The following is a 14,025-nucleotide window of genomic DNA, read 5'->3' as shown; positions in this document are numbered from 1 at the left end:
AACAGAAGCAGGAACAGAAGCAGGAGCAGAAGCAGAAGCAGAAGCAGGAACAGGAGCAGGACAGGAACAGAAGCAGGAACAGGAACAGAAGCAGGAACAGGAACTGGAACTGGAACAGAAGCAGGAACAGAAGCAGGAGCAGAAGCAGGAGCAGGAGCAGGAGCAGGAGCAGGAGCAGGAACAGGAACAGGAGCAGGAGCAGGAGCAGGAGTAGGAACAGGAACAGGAACAGGAACAGGAACTGGAACAGAAGCAGAAGCAGGAGCAGGAGCAGGAGCAGGAACTGGAACTGGAACTGGAACTGGAGCAGGAACAGGAGCAGAAGCATAAGCAGGAGCTGGAACAGGAACAGGAACAGGAACAGGAACAGGAACAGGCGGACGCAACCGGCTTCTCGGGAGCGACCGTCGTTTTTTTGCTAAGAACTCCCGGCTGGCTGGCATGGCTGGCACGAATTCTGGAAATAGCGGAACGTACGTACGCTATTTCTCCGATCCCCGCTGTCGACGTCGCGATAAAGGAAATGCGTTCCGCTATTCCGCGGTATCTGCCCCTTTTTCCCCCGAAAATCGAAAATAACGGAACGCGGTTCCTCTATTATCGGCAATGTCGCGAAAATCGGCACGATAGCGGAAAATCGTTCCGTAATGTGCGGACTGTATAAGTTGAACTGGGGGTGTAACGTTCATTCCGTCCCAGTAACGATTGCCTTGCCTATTAGTTCACGAATGGGCCGTCCGCAGATCTTTTCCAGAAATTACAACTATATGCGTTTCGCATATCCGGTGTTTTTTTCTTTCCCGGGCATATATAATGGAGATTACTTTTGATTGCGCTTTCAATTAGGCTGCATAAGATGACGGAGGTGCGCTTCATGAAAGACACAATCGGCTTCTTTGCTTTCTCCTCGCTGAAAAACCGGCTGTTTCTCGTATTTCTGCTGCTTATTTTGCTGCCCTATTCGTTTCTGCACTTCCACAGCATCGCCCAAATCGAAGATTCGTTCACCGAGCAAATCATCCGCCAAAACACGGACCAGCTCGAGCAGCTGAAGCTCGCGTTCGAGGATATGCGCGGCACCGCGTTCCGGATCGCCGTCCGGCTGGAGAAAGACCCGGCGGTTGCCGACTTGTTGAGAGAGGACGCATCCGTCGGCGAAGCGGAGCGGCGCAAGCGGATGGAGGAGCTGTGGAACGGCATCCGGAGCAATACGCTTCCCTCTCCATTTGTCTATTATGCGATTATGGATCGGAACGGGCGGACCTATGCGTCCTATTCGCCCGGAAAACCGCTTGACTACGAGCTTCTGATGGCCGGCCCGGAGCTTGGCCGGCTGAAGGACGGCAAGGAGACGTATTTGTGGACCCCGAGGGAGGAGTCCGATCTGCGGCCGGAGGACAGCAGAAGCGCCCGCCTGCTTACGCTCTATTCCGTCTTTCGCGACGGCGGAGGCGAGAGGCTCGGCTTGATCCGGATCAGCATAGACTTTCAGGCATGGCTGTCGTCCATGGCGAAAAGCTTCCCGATCACGCAGCATTTTTATTTGCTGGACGAGAACGGAGTCATTCTCGGAGGGACGGGTGCCGCGACGGAGCCGGGACTGCCCGATTTCAAACGGGCCGAAGCGGATGACGGGGAGAGCTCGCACCGGGTCGAGGACTCGTACTTGTACAATTCGATGCCGATCCCGGCGATGGGCTGGACGCTCGCGAGCCGCTTCCCGCTCCACCTGTTTTTCGGGGATATCGCCGAGGTGAAGCAGCGGATGTTTACGACGTTTCTGCTGTTTACGGCGCTGTTCGTCATCATTACATTTCTCCTGCTGTCGACGCTCACCCGTCCGCTGCGGCTGCTTCAGAAAAAAATGTCCGAGGTGGCCGACAAGCAGCTGATGATCCACTTGAATACCGGGTCGTACAAAGGGGAGGTGCTCGCGCTTGCGAAAGCGTTTAACCAGATGGTGAGCGATTTGCACGCGCTGCTCCGCCGGTTGAAGGCGGAGGAACGGCAGAAGGAAGCGGTTCGGTTCCAGATGCTGTTGTCCCAGATGAACCCGCATTTTCTGCTCAATACGCTGAATGTGGTGAAATGGAACGTTCTCGGCAAAGGGGACGAGCAAACCGCCGCGCTCTGCGTATCGCTCGGCAAGCTGCTGGAAACGAGCCTGAACGAGGAAACCGATCTGATCCATCTGCAGGAGGAACGGGAGCTGACGGAGGCGTATGTGTCGATCCAGTCGTTCCGCTACGATCAGAAGTTCGCGATCCGCTGGGAATGCGACCAAGAGCTCGATTATGCGCTCGTGCCGAAGCTCAGCCTGCAGCCGCTCGTGGAGAACGCGATCTTTCACGGCCTGTCGCAAAAGGATCGCGAAGGGGTCATTTGGATCCGGGCTTACGCCGAAGGCGGACGCTGCTGCCTGGAGGTGGAGGATAACGGCGTCGGCTGGAACCCGGCGGCGTCGGTGAACGCGGCGCGCAAAAGAAAAAGCATCGGGCTGAAAAACGTCAAGGAACGGCTGGAGCTTCTGTTCAAGCGGGAGGCGGCGCTGGAAATTCATCCGTTGTCCGAAGGGACGCGGGTTCGGCTGCTGTTCCCGCTGCTAGTGGCGGCGCCGTATTCCGAAGGAGGGGATCGCGATGTGGAACGTGCTGCTCGTTGAGGATGAGTCGTTCGTCCGGCGTTCGCTCAAGCAGTTGATCCGTTGGGAGGATATGGGCTTCACGATCGCCGGGGAGGCGGGCGACGGGCAGGAAGCGTTGGAGATGATGCGGACGCGGCAGCCCGATCTGGTCATAGCGGACATCATTATGCCGGTCATGGACGGCATCGAGCTGATGAAGCGGGCACGGGCGGAAGGGATGGAGTCGTCGTTCGTCGTCCTGACGTGCATGAACGAGTTCGAATATGCCCGCCAAGCGCTGGAGCTGGGCGCATCCGGCTATTTGCTCAAGCTGTCGATGAACGTGAAGTCGCTGGAGGAAGCGTTGTCCAAAGCGAAGAAAGAGCTGACGAGGAATATGCAGGCGAGATCGCAAGTGGTCTCCCCGCCGTTCCAGCGGTTGTACCGGGATACATGGCAGTCCTTATTCGGAGGAGCCGCCGAAGGAGGGGAGGCGGACATCGACGCATTCGCCGGGATAGACAACCGATACGAGTCCGTTTGGATCGGTTCGTTTTTGCACGGAGCGGAGCGGTTCTCCTTGAACGATGTTCAGCGGTTCATCCCGACTACTCCGGGCAGCGGCACGGTCATGCACAGCTACACCCATTTCGGTCAAACGTCCGTTTTCGTTTGGAACCCCGCAGCTATAGGGCCGCGCCAGAAGCCGGACGAATCGCTGCCTTGGCCGGCCGCCTTCTCGCGGATCGCGGACCGCCGGGATATGCGATCCGCCTGGGGACGGGTGCTGCGGGCTCTGGATACGGCTTGGTACGACGGCCGGACGGGTATCATTCCGATCGATACGTTCGAGCCGGGTGCCGTCGAGCCCGATTCGTTCACTTGGAGAACGGAAAGGGAATGGATTCACAGCTTCGAGCAGCGAAGGCTGGACGAATTCCGCGAGCGGCTGCAGGACGGCTGGAACGCCGTCGAGCGGCGCCGTCTGCCGATGGCCGCGGTCAAGGAGACGGCGATCCGGATCGACCGGATCCTATCGCGTATCGCCGGCCTGAACGGAACGGCCGAGGAGGAGCTGGCCGCCTGCACCGGTCATAGGCAGCTTGTCCGGCTTCTGCTGTCCAATGCCGAACGATATGCCGAGCGGTGGGCTTCACACGCGCACCCGATTACGGGCCATCCCGAGATCGACAAAGCGCTCGGCCATATTCACCGGCATTCGCACGAGGATGTGACGCTGAAGGCGGTCGCCGCCCTCGTCGCGATGGACGAAGCTTATTTCAGCGGGCTGTTCAAGAAGAAGACCGGGGTGACGCTCATCCATTACGTCCAGCAGGTCCGGGTCAACCGGGCGAAAGGGCTGCTCGAGCAAACGGAGCTTGCGGTCGGCGAAGTCGGCGAAAGAGTCGGCTTTCCGAATACGAACTATTTCATCAAAATTTTCAAACGATGGACGGGGCAGACGCCGAGCGAATACCGATCCGCCGTACGATAAGTATTCCCGAAAAACAAAAATTTGTTCTATGACATAACGAAAAATGTTCCTTATGCGCCGGCCCCCCGGGTGGTATCGTTGAAGTACGGCCCGAAAGTAAGCGTTTGCATCATTCGAAGGGGAGGATGTGAGAACAGGTGCAGCCACAATCCTTGGAAGCGGAACGAACCGTTTCGCCGGCAGCTCGCGTACGGCTGCAGAAACGGCTTAAAGTGTTTTGGGCGTATAAGGAATTTTACTTGATGCTTCTGCCCGGCGTCCTGTACTACTTGATCTACAAATACGTGCCGATGTACGGCGTCGTGATCGCGTTCAAAGATTACGACATGATGGAAGGCATTCTGGGCAGTCCGTGGGCCGATCCGTGGTTCAAATATTTCCGGGAGTTTTACGAATCGCCGTACTTCTCCCAGCTGTTGACGAACACGTTTCTGATCAGCGTATACAAGCTCGTATTCGGCATGGTGCCGCCGATCATTCTGGCAATTTTGCTGAACGAATGCAAGGTTCGCTGGTTCCGCTCGCTGATCCAGACGCTCAGCTACATGCCGCACTTTTTGTCGTGGGTAATCATTTACGGCATCCTGCTCATGCTCCTGTCGCAGGATTCGGGGGTCGTCAACCGGTGGCTCGTCGATTCCGGCTTCAAGGCGGTGCCGTTTCTGACCTCGACCGAATGGTTCCGCAGCGTGCTGGTCGGCTCGGAAATATGGCAAAACCTCGGATGGGGAGCGATCATCTATTTGGCGGCGATCGCCGGTATCGATCCGACCCTCTACGAGGCGGGGAAGGTCGATGGCGCAAGCAGGCTCCGCATGGTGTGGCATATTACGCTTCCGGGCATCCGGCACGTCATTATCCTGCTGCTCATTTTGCGGCTCGGCCATATGCTGGACGCAGGCTTCGAGCAAATTTACATTTTGTACAACGTTCACGTATATCCGGTAGCCGACATTCTCGACACCTGGGTGTTCCGGACCGGTCTCCAGCAATGGAACTACAGTCTCGCTTCGGCGGTCGGGTTGTTCAAATCGGCGATCGGACTCGTTCTTGTCTACATTTCGAATACGATGGCCAAGCGATGGGGGGAGAGCATATGGTGAGAAACGCGGGGGACAAATGGTTTGTCGGCTCGAGCTATGTGCTGCTCGCGCTCGTCGGCCTGGCCGCGGTCGTGCCTCTCCTGTACGTGTTCTCGGTGTCGCTGACCCCGTTCGCGGAGGTGCTCAAGCACGGCGGCTACGTGCTCATTCCGAAAGAACTGACGTTCAACGCCTACAGGAAGCTGATCGGCACGTCCACGATTCCGCGGTCGTTTGCCGTCACCGTCTATATTACGGTCATCGGCACGACGATCAACCTGATTTTGACCGCGCTGATCGCCTATCCGCTCAGCCGCAGGCAGCTGCCGGGAAGACGCTTTTTCCTGCTGATGGTCGTATTCACACTGCTGTTCAGCGGCGGCATTATCCCAACGTACTTGGTCGTCAAGGCGACGGGGCTGATCGACAGCCTGTGGGCGCTCATCTTGCCTACCGCCGTCTCGAGCTTCAACGTGCTGATTATGAAAAGCTTCTTCGAGCAGCTGCCCGAGGAGCTGTTCGAATCGGCGCGCATCGACGGCGCCAAGGAGTTCCGCATCCTGTTCCGGCTCGTCGTCCCGCTGTCGCTGCCGGTCATGATTACGGTAGGGCTGTTCTACGCGGTCGGCCACTGGAACTCGTTCTTCAGCGCGATCATGTACGTGACCGACCGTTCGTTGTTTCCGCTGCAGGTCGTCGTTCGCGAAATTTTAATGCTGACCCAGCAGCCGCTCGAAAATGCGGAGGACCAGGTGCCGACCGTCACGATGCAGATGGCCGCCGTCGTCTCCGCCAGCTTGCCCGTACTGGTCGTATATCCGTTTTTGCAGAAGCATTTTACGAAAGGCATGCTGCTCGGCTCGATCAAAGGTTGATTCCATAAGAAAGAAGGGGAACGGTATGAAGGGGAGAAAGCTTTGGGTTCCGCTCGGACTGACGACCGCTTTGGTCGCGGGCTCGGTATTGTCGGGCTGCGGCTCGGACAAGGCGACTAACGGCAGCGCGCAGGGCAATGCCGGCTCGAACGGCGCACCGGTCAAATTGCAGATGGCGATGGCCGCATCGGGATTGCCAGCTCCGGACGCCGACGACATCAAGAAGACGATCGACCAGAAGCTGAACGTCGATCTCCAACTGACGGCGATCGCTTCGGGGGACGATTACAAGAGCCAGATCCGGGTTCGCTTGTCCGGGGGCAATTTCCCCGATCTGTTCTCGGTCGACTTCTCCGACGTGAAGGAGTTTGCCGATAAAGGACTGCTGCTCGATCTGACTCCGTATATGGACAAGGAATTGAAGGGGACCAAAGACTTCGTCGTCGGCTTGACCCCGAATATTTTGAAAAAGGTGACCGTGAACGGCAAAATGTATGCGGTCCCGCGCACCGCGGATGTTCCGTTCTCCTCGATGTGGGTGCGTAAAGACTGGCTGGAGAAGCTGAGCTTGAAAACGCCGACCAATCTCGAGGAATTTTTGACGGTCGCCAAGGCGTTCACCGAGCAGGACCCGGACGGCAACGGCAAGAAGGACACGTACGGCATGACCGGCGCCAAGCTCGACAGCTTCGCGACGATTTTCGGGGCGTACGGCGTCGGCCAGCCGGGCACGTTTTACCAGAAGGACGGCAAGGTGATGAATGCGTATTACGACCCGGCGATGCCGGATGCGCTCAAGTATATCAAATCGCTGTTTGATGCAGGCGTCGTCGATCCCGAGATTATGACGAACAAAGGAAACGTCGAGGTGCAGAAGGCGTTTCAGGGCAAAGCCGGCCTTATTTTCAAAGGCTGGACCGATATTGCCAAGGACGAATTCGTCGCCCAGTACAAGGCGATCAATCCGAAGGCGGATTGGGTGCAGATGAACCCGGTGAAAGGTCCGGGCGGTCAATACGACGGCACCTACGACTACGACCGTCCGTCCCGCTATTGGGTCATTCCGAAGGCGCTGGAGAAAGACAAGGCGAAGCTGCAAAAGGTATTCGACCTGATCAACTACGTATCCGGCAAGGAAGGAAACACGCTCGTCATGTACGGTCTCGAAGGCAAGCATTACAACATGAAGAACGGCAAGCTCGAGCCGACCGACCTGATGGCGAAGGAAGGCAATTACTTCAACCTGTACCAAATTACCGGCCGTCCGAACAAAGAGTATTTGGCGATCAAATTTCCGAATCAGGCGGCCGCGACCGAATTCGCGATCAAAACTCCGCGCATCTCGACCTTCGACAGCTCGGTCATTCCGCCGTCCGGCTTCAACAAAGCCGACGCGGACCGTTTCGCTGAAGAGGAAATGATCAAGTTCGTCACGGGCAAACGTCCGATAAGCGAATACGCCGATTTTCTGAAAACGTTGGAGACGACATTCAAGTACAAGACGTACGTTGACGAAGGCGCGAAGCAAATCAAGGAGCAAGGCTTCGTGAAGTGACGGTGCGAAGCCATATCGGGAGGAGATCCAATCCAATGGGCAAACAATCCTATGATGTCCTGGTAGCCGGGGGCGGTCCGAGCGGCATAGCGGCCGCCGTAGCGGCGGCTCGGCTCGGGGCCGATACGCTGCTGGTCGAGCGCTACGGTTTCCTGGGCGGCGCGGGCACGGCGATGATGGTGAATCCGTGGATGTCGTATTGGGCTTCCGGCGGCAGCAACGTGCAGCTCATATTCGGCGTGCTGCAGGAGCTGATCGACCGGATGACGGAGATGGGGATGTACGGGCATCCGAAGCAGAAGACGGCCTTCGACCCGGAAGCGTTGAAGGTCGCGGCGGAGCAGCTGTGCCAGGAAGCGGGCGTCAAGCTGCTGTATCATTCGTTCCTCGGCGAGGCTGTCATGGATGGGTCGGGGACGAGGATCGATGCCGTCAAATTCGCCAACAAAGCCGGCCTCGTCGAGCTGAAGGCGAGCATGTACGTCGATGCGACCGGCGATGCCGATCTGGCCGCGCTGGCCGGGGCGACGGTCGAGAAAGGCCGGGAGGTCGACAGCCTGAGCCAGCCGATGACGCTCAATTTCCGGATGGCGAACGTCGACGTAGACCGGCTGCCCTCGCGGGCGGCGATTACCGAGCTGTACAAGGCGGCGAAGCGGCGGGGCGAGATCCGGTGTCCGCGCGAGGACGTGCTGTGGTTTTACGCCAACCAGCCCGGCGTCATCCATTTCAACACGACGCGGGTCGTCCGCAAGGATGCGACGAATCCTTGGGAGCTGACGGAGGCGGAGATCGAGGGCCGGCGGCAGGTGCAGCAGCTCGTCGCCTTCCTGAAGGCCGAGGTGGCGGGGTTCGAGGAGTCTTATTTGCAGACGACCGCCCCGCAGATCGGCGTGCGGGAATCCCGCCGGGTCGTCGGCGAATACCGGCTCACCGCGGAAGAGCTGCTGGCGTCGTGCCGCTTCGACGACGTGATCGCCCGCGGCGCTTATCCGGTCGATATCCATAACCCGGACGGCGAGGGCACCGTCTTGAAGCATTTGCCGCCGGGAGAATGGTACGACATCCCGTTCCGGACGCTCGTGCCGAAGAAGATCGAGAATTTGCTCATCGGCGGCCGCCCGATCTCGTCGACGCACGAGGCGCATTCGGCGATCCGCGTGCAGCCTATCGCGATGGCGATCGGCCAGGCGGCCGGCACCGCGGCGGCGCTGTGCGCGACGGGGCAGGTGAAGCCGCGCGGGCTCGACGTCCGCCGTGTCCAGGAGGCGCTTACCCGACAGGGAGCGGTGCTCGGCTTGGACGGCGACACTTCCCCGCAGGCGGCGGGGGAGTAAGGAAACGAAGCAGGGAAAGGACCTCGGTCGCAAGCGATGCGACTGCGGTCCTTCCTTTTTAAGGCGTTATTCGCGTAAAGGAGTGAGTGTACGGCAGTACCGTATGCTCGGTGAAGGCCGACTACCTTTGCTCGTGCCTTGCGGGGTCGGGAATCCAAGAAATAGCGGAACTGGCGTACGTTATTCACCCGAATACCCGTATGGATTGCAAAATAACGGAAAATCGTTCCGTTATTCCGCTGTTCGCGATCATTTTTACCTCGAAAGATCGATATAACGGAAGCTTGTTCCGTAATTTTCAAGTGTGTGACAGATTTCGGGACAATAAAGGAATGCAGTTCCTCTATATACGGCTATATGCTGCATCCTCCTCACCAAGAGGCTTTCAGGGCGGTCGACAATGTCCTTGATGTCGGCATATGCCGGTTTGGTTCTGGCATCGGCCATGATCGGATTATCCGGTCATAGTTTTTTTGGCTTGCTTCCGCTCCGGAAAAAAGGACGGATGCCTCTTGTCTTTATGTCCAAGCACGTTCCGTCTCATCCGCATATACTGGCAACATCTAACGGACGGGAGGTGGAGATTCCATGGACAAACAGCTCCTCACCTATGTTGGAAGCATCTTGGGCGGATACGTGCTTACGGAACTGCCGGTAAGCGGTACGTTCTTGTCCGGTGTTGAACCGGTCCTGGACGGCGTAGGCGTGCTTTCTATGATCTTATTCTCGGGCACGCTCATTTACAAAGGAATCAAGTCGCTGTTGAACAAATAAAGCCCGCGGATTGTAGCAGTCTATAAGGGCGGCCGGTTTGAACGTTCAAACCGGCCGTCTTTTTTTCGCGGTATCGAGCCCGTGTCCGTGACGCTGCGGCTTCTTATATGCGGGACGGTCGCCAATGAAACAAACTCAGTTGCCGTGATGCCCGAACATCGATATCCGTTTCGGCTTCGTTTTCCGGGATACCGATTGCGAGCGAGCGTTCCGCAGCTCCATTTTTTTCTCCTTAGCCTGCCGGATGCCCGATCGAAAGAAAGGACCGCAAGCCCTGTAAGCTTCGGTCCTTTTCAAACCCGTATTCTCGCGTTGCGATAGATCGGCTTGTCTGCCTCGCGTTCGCTCAGCGGCGGCGCGGTTACCCCCGGAACGGCTCCAGCTCGTTGCCGAGCACCCAGACGCGCTCCAGCTCGAGCCCGGGGCTGACGAGCAGGACGTCGGCTTGCTTGCCGGCTTCCAGGCTGCCGGTCCGCTCGAAAATGCCGAGCTGCCGGGCCGGGTTGCCGCTCATATAGCGGCTCGCCTGCGGTACGGTCACGCCGACCTTGTCCGTGACGTAGCGGAGCGCGCCCATCATCGTAAGCGTGCTGCCGGCCAAGCTATTGCCTTCCTTCAGCGTAGCGACTCCATCGCTCACGTTTACGGCCAAGCCGCCCAAGTCGTATATGCCGTCCTCGAGCCCGGCCGCGGACATCGCATCGGTAATCATGACGAGATTGTCGTCGGTCTTCGCCTTCGTCAGCAGCCGGATGCACGCCGGGTGCACGTGGTGGCCGTCGGCGATAATTTCCGCGCAAATGCGGTCGTCGGTCATGACCGCTCCGACGGTCCCGGGATTGCGGTGATGAAGTCCGGTCATCGCGTTGAACGTATGCACCGCTTGGTTCAATCCGGCATCGGCGGCGGCGATCACTTGATCGTAGGTGGCGTCCGTATGGGCAGCCGCGGCATTGATCCCGTGCTGGCGGAGCCAGGAGATCAGCTCGAGCGCGCCCTCCGTCTCCGGAGCCAGCGATAGCTGGAGGATCAGTCCGGGATACCGGGCAACCCACTCCTCGAGCCAATCTTTTTGCGGAGGCACGATGTAGGCCGGGTTTTGCGCGCCTTTATATTTTACGTTGATGAAAGGTCCTTCCAGATGGACGCCTACTACTTGAGCATAGGGCATGGTGTCTCCCCGATATTCGTTCACGACGTCAAGCACTTTCGACAAGTGATCCTTCGGACCGGTCAGCGACGTGGCGACGATCGATGTCGTTCCGTGCCCGCTGTGGAATTTCGTAATCGTATCGAGCGATTCCCGGCTGGCGTCCATAAAGTCGGCTCCGTATCCGCCGTGCACGTGTACGTCGACGAAGCCCGGCAGCACCCAGCCGCCTTTGGCGTCGATCGTTTCCGCATCCGAAACGTCGATCGGGGCGCCCGCGGCGCCGATCGATTCGATTTTTCCGCCGGACAACACGATATGACCGTTATCGATCACTTCTTGCTCGGTTACGATTCTAGCGTTCGTTATGATCACTTTTCCGCTCATGCGTTCAACAGCCTCCCCGATGCGCTATCGAGCAAGACGACGACGTGCGGATGGGTTTGCAGCAACGATGCCGGGCATTCGGTCGTGATCGGACCGGTAAGAGCTTTATGGACGATTTCCGCCTTGTCCGCGCCGCGCACGACGAGAAGAATCATTTTGGCTTTCAGAATAGTGCCTACGCCCATCGTGAGCGCATGCGTCGGCACTTCGTCGATCGAATCGAAGAAGCGGGCATTTGCTTCCCGCGTCTCGTCCTTCAGCTTGACGATGTGCGTGCCGCTGACAAGCGCATGATCCGGTTCGTTGAAGCCGATATGGCCGTTATGGCCGAGTCCGAGCAGTTGCAGGTCGATTTGCTTGGCATCTTCCAGGTGCTGGTTGTATTTGGCGCATTCCTGCTCCAAATCCGGGGCGTTGCCGTTCGGAATGTGCGTGCGCTCCGGAGACAGGTCGACGTGGGCGAACAGGTGATGCTTCATATAATTGTGGTAGCTCTCCGGGTGGTCTTCGGGAATACCGACGTATTCGTCCAGGTTGAACGTCGTCACGGATTTGAAGCTGACCATCCCTTTGCGGTGCGTTTTGACAAGTTCTTCGTAGATGCCGACGGGTGTTCCGCCCGTGGCCAAGCCGAGCACGGCTTTCGGATTCGTTTGCACGAGCCCGGCAATAATGCCGGCTCCGGCTTCGTTCAACTCTTCGTTCGAGCGGAATGTTAAAATGTTCATGACTATCTCCCTTTTTCTTTGCGGTATTTTTTCACCATTTGGTACGAGAGCTCCAGCTTCGGCACATAGTCGTCAAACGATTCGCTGACGAGACCGGTGAACAAGATATCGATGACGTGCAGTTGGGCGATTCGCGACGCCATATCTCCGCGGCGCATGCCTTCTTCCAGCGATGAAGTGTACAGCGGGATATCGGCCAGGGCGGACAGCGTGTTCGGACCGAACTTGGTCAGCGACACGGTCGTGGCTCCGCGCTCTTTGGCGCATCGCAGCGCGTCGATCGTTTCCGGCGTCTCGCCCGAATAGGAGATGGCGAAGGCGGTATCCCCTTCGCTTAAGCCGGACGCCGAAGTAATCTGCATATGCGGGTCGGAGAAGGCGGTCGCTCTCTTGCCGATGCGAACGAGCTTCTGGTAGAAGTCCTGTGCGACTACGCCGGAGGTTGCGACTCCGTATATATCGATTTGTCCGGCGGACCGGAGCGCGTCGACAGCCTGCTCCAGCTGCTTCGGATCGAGCAGGCGGGAGGTGTCGGAAATGGAGCGGATATGGTTCGTCTCCATGGCGGCGACGATGCTTTCCAGCGTATTGCCCGCGACGATATCCTGATATGACTCCGCCGTCGGCTGCAAGGCCAGCTCGGTTGCAAGCTGCATCTTCAGTCCGGCGAAGCCGCCGGCATGGAACGTTTTGCAAAACCTGGACACGGTAGCCGCGCTCGTCTGGGACTGGTCGGCCAGCTCCGTAATGCCGATGCGCACGACGAGCTGCGGATGATCGGCGATAAAGGCGGCGAGCGCCTGCTCCTTCGGGTTCAGGTCCGGCATTTGCTCGCGGATCGATCTTAATAAATCGGACATGCGGGGGCGGCTCACCTCTTCTACTTGCGAAAAAATTTTTTGTATATTTTCATTTTACATGAAAATGATTTTCTTTGCTAGAGGCAAAAGAAACGTGCCGCATTGACAAGCCGTGCCGATCATGATTGTATAGTTATTATTTCCTTAAATAGACGATTGCAAAAGGAGACCGACATAATGAAACATGCTTGTCCGGAAGCGATGCTGTTCGATCTCGACGGAACGCTGTTCCAAACGGAAACGCTGCTGCTTCCAGCCTACGACTCCGCGTTCGAGCAATTGAACCGCGAAGGAACCTATACGAAAGGAACGCCGCCGAAGGAGCTCATCCTGAGCAGCCTCGGCATGCTGCTGGAACATATATGGGCGCGCGTGCTTCCCGACGCCGATGAGCAAGTACGCCGTCGTGCGGATGAGCTGCTTCTGCGCGAACAGGTGGAAGGGCTGAAGCGGGGGGACGGCGTCTTTTACCCCGGAGTGGAGCAAACTTTGCGGACGCTGCATGCGAAGGGCGTCAAATTGTTCGTGGCGAGCAACGGGCTCGAGCAATATGTGAAGGACGTTATCCGATTGAAAGGCTTGGGAGAGCTGTTTACCGGACTGTACAGCGCGGGGGAATACGAGACCCGTTCCAAGGTCGATCTGGTCAAAATTTTGCTGGAACGGCACGATATCAAGTCGGCCTGGATGGTCGGCGACCGTTCGTCGGACGTCGAAGCCGGCAAAAACAACGGCCTGCCCGTGGTCGGCTGCAAATACGCGCAGTTCGGCAAAGACAGCGAGCTGGAAGGCGCGGATATGATCATTACCGATTTCGCGAAGCTGCTGGAGCTCGTGGAGTAGGGAAAGCCCTGGCCGACATGCGGTCGGGAGCGTGAATAAATCAAGTTTACATGGACGGGACGGCCGTTTGCAACGCCGCTCGCTGGCCGGGGGCCGCGCGCCGTGCGGGGAGACTGGAAACGGAATACGGAAATACGGAAATACGGAAATACGGAAATACGGAAAACAGGAAAACAGGAAAACAGGAAAACAGGAAAACAGGAAAACAGCAAGACGGGAAAACGGAAATACGGTAATACGGGAAAACGGAATACGGGAGTACGGAAATACGGGAGTACGGAAATACGGAAATACGGGAAAACGGAATACGGGAATA

12 protein-coding genes and 1 pseudogene are annotated in these 14,025 nt (G+C 57.7%); 10 read left to right on the top strand and 3 right to left on the bottom strand.

Features of this window, described 5'->3' with window-relative positions; all coding sequences use genetic code 11:
• The 8 genes from FE784_RS41435 to FE784_RS39530 all read left to right on the top strand — a co-directional run.
• On the top strand, positions 1-214 hold a 214-nt coding region (locus tag FE784_RS41435), incomplete at its 5' end, for a hypothetical protein (protein WP_176706856.1).
• Between the two features lie 660 nt (positions 215-874).
• Positions 875-2,662, top strand: a complete 1,788-nt coding sequence (locus FE784_RS39560; protein WP_176706855.1) for a cache domain-containing sensor histidine kinase — start codon at positions 875-877, stop codon at positions 2,660-2,662.
• Positions 2,640-4,118 carry a response regulator gene (locus FE784_RS39555; RefSeq protein WP_139607804.1) on the top strand — a complete coding sequence of 493 codons (1,479 nt, stop codon included), beginning with the start codon at positions 2,640-2,642 and terminating at the stop codon, positions 4,116-4,118. Before FE784_RS39560 ends, FE784_RS39555 begins: the two co-directional genes overlap by 23 nt.
• 242 nt (positions 4,119-4,360) lie before the next feature.
• Positions 4,361-5,221: an ABC transporter permease gene (locus FE784_RS39550; RefSeq protein ID WP_139607806.1), complete on the top strand. Its 861-nt coding sequence runs from the start codon at positions 4,361-4,363 to the stop codon at positions 5,219-5,221.
• A complete protein-coding gene (locus tag FE784_RS39545) occupies positions 5,215-6,075 on the top strand; it encodes a carbohydrate ABC transporter permease (RefSeq protein ID WP_139607803.1) in 861 nt (286 codons plus the stop codon). The genes FE784_RS39550 and FE784_RS39545 overlap by 7 nt, the downstream gene beginning before the upstream one ends.
• A 25-nt stretch (positions 6,076-6,100) precedes the next feature.
• Entirely contained in the window at positions 6,101-7,630 is a 1,530-nt protein-coding gene (locus FE784_RS39540; RefSeq protein ID WP_139607802.1) for a type 2 periplasmic-binding domain-containing protein, read from the top strand.
• Positions 7,631-7,665: 35 nt separating this feature from the next.
• Positions 7,666-8,967 carry an FAD-dependent oxidoreductase gene (locus FE784_RS39535; protein WP_139607801.1) on the top strand — a complete coding sequence of 434 codons (1,302 nt, stop codon included), beginning with the start codon at positions 7,666-7,668 and terminating at the stop codon, positions 8,965-8,967.
• Between the two features lie 588 nt (positions 8,968-9,555).
• The gene (locus FE784_RS39530) at positions 9,556-9,741 is read left to right on the top strand and encodes a hypothetical protein (protein WP_139607800.1); all 186 of its coding nucleotides are present in this window, start codon (positions 9,556-9,558) and stop codon (positions 9,739-9,741) included.
• Between the two features lie 361 nt (positions 9,742-10,102).
• Here FE784_RS39530 and nagA read toward each other — a convergent pair whose 3' ends face one another.
• Genes nagA through FE784_RS39515 form a run of 3 tightly spaced genes read right to left on the bottom strand, consistent with a single transcriptional unit; the run spans position 10,103 to position 12,866 of the window.
• A complete protein-coding gene (gene nagA, locus FE784_RS39525; RefSeq protein WP_139607799.1) occupies positions 10,103-11,278 on the bottom strand; it encodes an N-acetylglucosamine-6-phosphate deacetylase in 1,176 nt (391 codons plus the stop codon).
• Positions 11,275-12,006 carry a glucosamine-6-phosphate deaminase gene (gene nagB, locus FE784_RS39520; protein ID WP_139607798.1) on the bottom strand — a complete coding sequence of 244 codons (732 nt, stop codon included), beginning with the start codon at positions 12,004-12,006 and terminating at the stop codon, positions 11,275-11,277. The genes nagA and nagB overlap by 4 nt, the downstream gene beginning before the upstream one ends.
• Before the next feature lie 2 nt (positions 12,007-12,008).
• Complete coding sequence (locus FE784_RS39515) at positions 12,009-12,866, bottom strand: MurR/RpiR family transcriptional regulator (RefSeq protein WP_139607797.1); 858 nt, start codon at positions 12,864-12,866, stop codon at positions 12,009-12,011.
• 177 nt (positions 12,867-13,043) lie between these two features.
• Between FE784_RS39515 and FE784_RS39510 the strand changes: the two genes are divergently transcribed.
• Both FE784_RS39510 and FE784_RS41725 read left to right on the top strand, forming a co-directional pair.
• Positions 13,044-13,709 carry an HAD family hydrolase gene (locus FE784_RS39510; protein WP_139607796.1) on the top strand — a complete coding sequence of 222 codons (666 nt, stop codon included), beginning with the start codon at positions 13,044-13,046 and terminating at the stop codon, positions 13,707-13,709.
• Between the two features lie 102 nt (positions 13,710-13,811).
• Positions 13,812-14,025: pseudogene (locus FE784_RS41725) on the top strand (hypothetical protein); the annotation flags it as partial.

Origin of the sequence: Paenibacillus hemerocallicola (assembly GCF_006265175.1) — a bacterium.
In the GTDB taxonomy this organism is placed as follows: domain Bacteria; phylum Bacillota; class Bacilli; order Paenibacillales; family NBRC-103111; genus Paenibacillus_AB; species Paenibacillus_AB hemerocallicola.
The sequence above is the reverse complement of the archived record's forward strand: the minus strand, read 5'-3'. Positions and strand labels throughout refer to the sequence as shown.